This is a genomic window from Flavobacterium sp. (assembly GCF_040379285.1).
In the GTDB taxonomy this organism is placed as follows: domain Bacteria; phylum Bacteroidota; class Bacteroidia; order Flavobacteriales; family Flavobacteriaceae; genus Flavobacterium.
Genome location: NZ_JBEILJ010000090.1, coordinates 1 through 4852, shown reverse-complemented (window position 1 = coordinate 4852; position 4852 = coordinate 1). Strand labels below are relative to the sequence as shown.

5 protein-coding genes and 1 tRNA gene are annotated in these 4852 nt (G+C 36.5%); 2 read left to right on the top strand and 4 right to left on the bottom strand.

Annotated elements, in window-relative coordinates:
• The 3 genes from ABWO12_RS12055 to ABWO12_RS12045 form a co-directional block, all read right to left on the bottom strand.
• Positions 1-1412: GumC family protein (locus ABWO12_RS12055; protein ID WP_353089261.1), on the bottom strand; the 1412-nt coding region annotated here is incomplete at its 3' end.
• Position 1413: 1 nt separating this feature from the next.
• Positions 1414-2154, bottom strand: a complete 741-nt coding sequence (locus tag ABWO12_RS12050) for a polysaccharide biosynthesis/export family protein (RefSeq protein WP_353089260.1) — start codon at positions 2152-2154, stop codon at positions 1414-1416.
• Positions 2155-2323: 169 nt separating this feature from the next.
• Positions 2324-3301: a LuxE/PaaK family acyltransferase gene (locus tag ABWO12_RS12045; protein WP_353089259.1), complete on the bottom strand. Its 978-nt coding sequence runs from the start codon at positions 3299-3301 to the stop codon at positions 2324-2326.
• Positions 3302-3396: 95 nt separating this feature from the next.
• On the opposite strand from ABWO12_RS12045, the gene ABWO12_RS12040 reads away from it, so the two are divergent.
• Both ABWO12_RS12040 and ABWO12_RS12035 read left to right on the top strand, forming a co-directional pair.
• Positions 3397-4323, top strand: a complete 927-nt coding sequence (locus ABWO12_RS12040; RefSeq protein ID WP_353089257.1) for a DUF58 domain-containing protein — start codon at positions 3397-3399, stop codon at positions 4321-4323.
• Positions 4324-4408: 85 nt separating this feature from the next.
• A tRNA-Asp gene (locus ABWO12_RS12035) sits at positions 4409-4482 on the top strand.
• A gap of 189 nt (positions 4483-4671) precedes the next feature.
• On the opposite strand, the gene ABWO12_RS12030 is transcribed toward ABWO12_RS12035, so the two are convergent.
• Positions 4672-4852: hypothetical protein (locus ABWO12_RS12030; protein ID WP_353089256.1), on the bottom strand; the 181-nt coding region annotated here is incomplete at its 5' end.

Genomic DNA, 4852 nt, shown 5'->3' with positions numbered 1-4852 from the left:
CTAGTAAAGTTAGGGTATTCAATGAGTTTAATTGTAGGATTTGTAATCGCAAGATTAACGGCAGCCTCTTCCCTTTTTTGGAGCAATAAAATATACAACGTTTCTTTAATATTTTGTTGTCTTTCAATGGAACGCAAAGATTTTTCATTGTCAGGAATACGGTTATAATTTTTGGCACTCAAGCCTTGTATTTTTGACAATTCTTTCTTCTGGTATGCTAATGTATTTTTATAACTAATGATGGTCGATCTAAGATTCCCTTTGACTGCATTTACTTGTTGCGTAAGTGAAGCTACAATGGGGTTCGTTTTTCCACCACCGTCACTAATATACTTGTTGCGATTCAGAATGACTTCATTAAGTTTATTGCTTAAACCATTTATTTCATCATTGGTAATGCCAATATTGACAGGTACTAAGTCCAACTCTTTACTCGTATTAATGGTGTTTAGCATAATGTCAGCTAACACAAGTTGCGTTTCTATTCTTTCAATATTATTTTCTGAGTCGTAACTTTTTTGCATAATTACCCCAGCATCGGCTTCAATAAAAGATATTTTTTGAGACTTTTTGTAAGCAGCTTTTTGTTTTTCAATAGAGTCGAGTTCGGTAAAAAGATATTGGAAACGATCATCCACAAATTCAATTGTTTTTTCAAAAACGAGTTGCCGGTCTTTAACACCATCGTTGTCAAAAATAGAAATGAGTGCCCCTAATACGGCATTTATTTTTCCTGTATTCCCTCCTTTTAAAACAAGCTTTAGTATGTTACTTTGTGTTCCTTGTTTTGTGATGGTTAAATTATTGGATAATTCTTGTAACAGGGTGTTTTTAGGTTTTAATCGTATTTGATATTCGCCCAACTTTTGTTTTTTACGTTCATTTTTAGGCAAAACAACAAAGGGAATTTCTTGTGTTAAATTCGTTTTGTTGTAAGGATAAAGCGTAGGCTTATCATCTAGTAAATAACCATTTTCTTTAAGTGTAATGTTAAAGAGTACACTTTTATTGTATAGTTCTTGAGACGGAATTCCCCAAATAATCTTAAAAGGAGCGGTATCCCATAATTCTATGGATTTGATTTTTCCTTTAGTATATACTTCAGTGTGTAATTCAAGGCTATCAATGACTTTGTTTAAAATTCGCGTCGATTTTATTAGTTCAATTTCATTTTCCAGATCTTTATCATTATCACCAAAAATATTGAAGGAGTTGCTTGGGAGTTTAAACGTATTATTAGTTTGATCTAGAATTTGAATTTTTGCTTGTGTAGCATAGATATCACTTACATAGCGAAGATATAGATAAGCAACTAAAAAGGAGGCGACACAAGAAAGGACTATCCATTTCCAAAAGATTAGGTATTTGAATGCTTCTTCTTTAAACTTAAACTGAATTTCGTTTCCTTCCATTTTATTTGGTCAATAAGATTATGGCAAGAATTGTTGAGATACTTACAGAGGTTATGGTCAACAAATTCCCTAAACTTTTTACATATCCACCCGATTTTACCTTGGCGTCATTGGGTAAAACATAAATAACATCGTTGGGTTTTAAATAATAATATGGACTAGAAAACCAATCTTTTGATGTTAAATCAATTTTAGTATAGTTCAATACGTTACCTTCTTCACGAATCAAATAGATGTTATTTCTAACGCCGTTAATTGTTAAGTCACCTGCATATCCCAAGGCTTGAAGTAAGGATATATTTTCCTCCTGATAATTATATGTTCCTGGTTTGTTGACTTCTCCTAAAACCGTAAATTTTGAATTGATAACACGAACATTGACAACAGGATTATACAAATGCCCTCCTGAAATCAGTAAATTGGCTATAATTTGTTCCAATTCCATACAGCTTATGCCGTTAGCATTAATTTTTCCTAACACAGGAAGAGTAACAAAACCTTCACTACTCACTAAATAACCATTAGGGCCTTGAGTGACTTCCATGTTATATGCTTTAACAATTTCAGCCGATGAAGAAGTAATCACAATACTTAAGATATCGTTTTTTGTGATAGTAGATTTTATAAGCTGTGTTTTATCGGTAGTTTCTGTATTTAGGTTGTTGAAATAAATAATGTCTTTTTTTGAGGTGCAAGCAGAAGCAATGATAAGGAATAGCAAAAAGAAAATAGGATTTTTCATAAATTGTAATTTACAACTCCATCAAATAGGAGATTAAATTAATGTTGAATTAATAATACAAACTATAATTTATTTATATACTACAAAACTACATAATTAAGGAGTTAATTTGTTCTATAAGTTTGAAGTAGAAGTAATTTAACAATTAGATAATATAAAGGAAATAATGTTAAATTACCATTAAGTTACACCCGCGAATATCCGAATGGTCAAAACGTCCCAATACTTCAAAAGCATTGCTAGAATGTTTTTTGCCCAAATCTTGGGTAGCAATAAAGGAGCAAGCATTGTAATTGGCCAAGTCGATGACATTGATTCCACCATTTTTTCCATCGGCAACATACCGTAAGGGGTCTTCGGGGTCTCGCATAAGTACATGCATCCAAGGGGGACATTCAAAGATGCCTTCCCCAAACGAATAGGCCTGTGATAAAAGTTCGGTCATCCCATATTCGGAATGGATCGTCGGTACCCCAAAACCAGCGCGTAATAGTTGGTGAAGTTCTTCACGAATCATTTCCTTTCGGCGCCCTTTCATGCCGCCGGTTTCCATAATGATGGTGTTTTTGAGTTGGAATGTTTCTTTTTCAATTAGATCCAGCAAGGCATAGGTCACACCAATTAATAGCGTGTTTTGTCCTGAGGCATCCAACGCTTTTAGTTTTTGAATGAGTTCGTCGTAATTATGCAAATAGAAGCCACTATTTTCGTTTTGCGATCCTTCAATCAAATCGGCCACCATATAAATGAGTGACGATCCTTCGCGCTCTAAATAGGAGGGTAGCAGGGCAAGTATTGTATAGTCTTCTATATTTCCGTAAAAAGTGGCAAAGGCCGATCGAAAACTTTGTATATACAATTGGATGTCGGTTACCACATGTTTACTGGTTTGCATTCCAGTCGTGCCGCTGCTTGTAAAGGTTATTTCGGGGGGTTGGGAATTGGAAACGATGGTGCGACTTTTGAAAAACTGAATTGGTAAAAAAGGAATGGCTTCCAACGATTTGACGGCTGTTTTATCGACACCCAATAAGTCACAAAATTCACGGTATACGATCGTATTTTCGTATTGGTGCCGAAAAACTTTCAGCGCCATTTTTTCAAATTGCTTTGCATTAGCAATACTAAAAATATCGTACGGATCCATGGGACAAAAGTAGCGAAATAAAAAAGCCCAACAACGGGTTGGACATGCCTGAAAAAGTTAGATACTATTTGGGGCATTTTTTTATCTTTGAGCATATGAAGATCGAACAAGAAAAAGAACTCATCTCGGGATTTAAGCACCTAGAACTATTGGCCAACCAAGTTGTGGAGGGTTTTATTTCGGGAATGCATAAATCGCCCTTCCATGGATTTTCTGCCGAGTTTGCCGAGCATAAGGTCTACAATAAAGGCGAAAGCACAAAACATATCGATTGGAAGTTGTATGCCAAAACCGATCGGTTGTATACCAAGCGATTTGAGGAGGAAACCAATTTGCGCTGTCATTTGATTTTGGATAATTCGTCGTCGATGCATTATCCGAAACTGACTTCGGGGCAGCCTTTTTATCAGCAAAAAATTGGATTTTCGGTTTTAGCCGCAACCGTTTTGATGAATTTGTTAAAAAAACAACGCGATGCCGTGGGGTTAAGTGTGTTTTCGGATACCTATGAGTACTACGCTCCAGAAAAAGGGTCCGATCGACACCATCGGATGCTTTTGGCACAATTGGAGGGAATGTTGGACGATCCTAAAGTGGCCAAACCTACGGATACCATTACGTTTTTGCATCAAATTGCCGAAAAATTGCACCGTCGCTCTATGGTGATTTTGTTTACCGATATGTTTCAAAATGAGGCCCAAGAAAAATTATTCAATGCGTTGCAACATTTGAAGCACAACAAGCACAAGGTTGTGGTGTTTCATGTGGTCGATGAAGCGACTGAATTGCATTTTGATTTTGACAACCATCCCCGAAAGTTTGTCGATGTGGAAACGGGTGAAGTCATCAATGTGTTTGCCGATTCACTGCAAAATGCCTACCAAAATCAGGTAGAAACCTACTTTAAATCGCTGTCATTGGCCTGCGCACAGAATAAAATTAAGTACGTTCCGGTCAATGTGGGTGCGGATTTTGAGAAAATTTTGACCACTTATTTAGTTGAAAAACAAATGTTTGGTTAGTCTAGTAGTAAATATTTTTAAATTTTAAAGTAAAACGTTTGTAAAACTGAAATTTGGGCGTATATTTGCATCCGCAATAAAGCAAGGTTTGGTAGTTCAGTTGGTTAGAATACATGCCTGTCACGCATGGGGTCGCGGGTTCGAGTCCCGTCCAGACCGCTAAATTGGGAAAGCGTTCCGTTATACGGAGCGCTTTTTTGCCCAAAAAAGCATTGGAATGATGCTTCTTTTTGCAGGAAGCACATTTAAAATAGTTGTGTTGTTTCGTCTCGTGTAACAGCGAGACAGGTTTAGTAGTTAGACCAATGAAAAGCTTTTCCGATTCATTTCGGAATAGCTTTTTTGCTTTTATACTAGTTTAGTCGACACGTTGTGGATGAGGTTTTTGGAGTTTTGGCGTAACTTTCTTTGCCACGAAGGCGTGAAGTCACTAAGTTTTAAGCCCACACGCGTACCGTTACTGGCTTTATCAACCGCAAAGGCGCGAAGGTTGCGCGAAGTTCGCGACGTTATAAGTTTAAAAGAATAT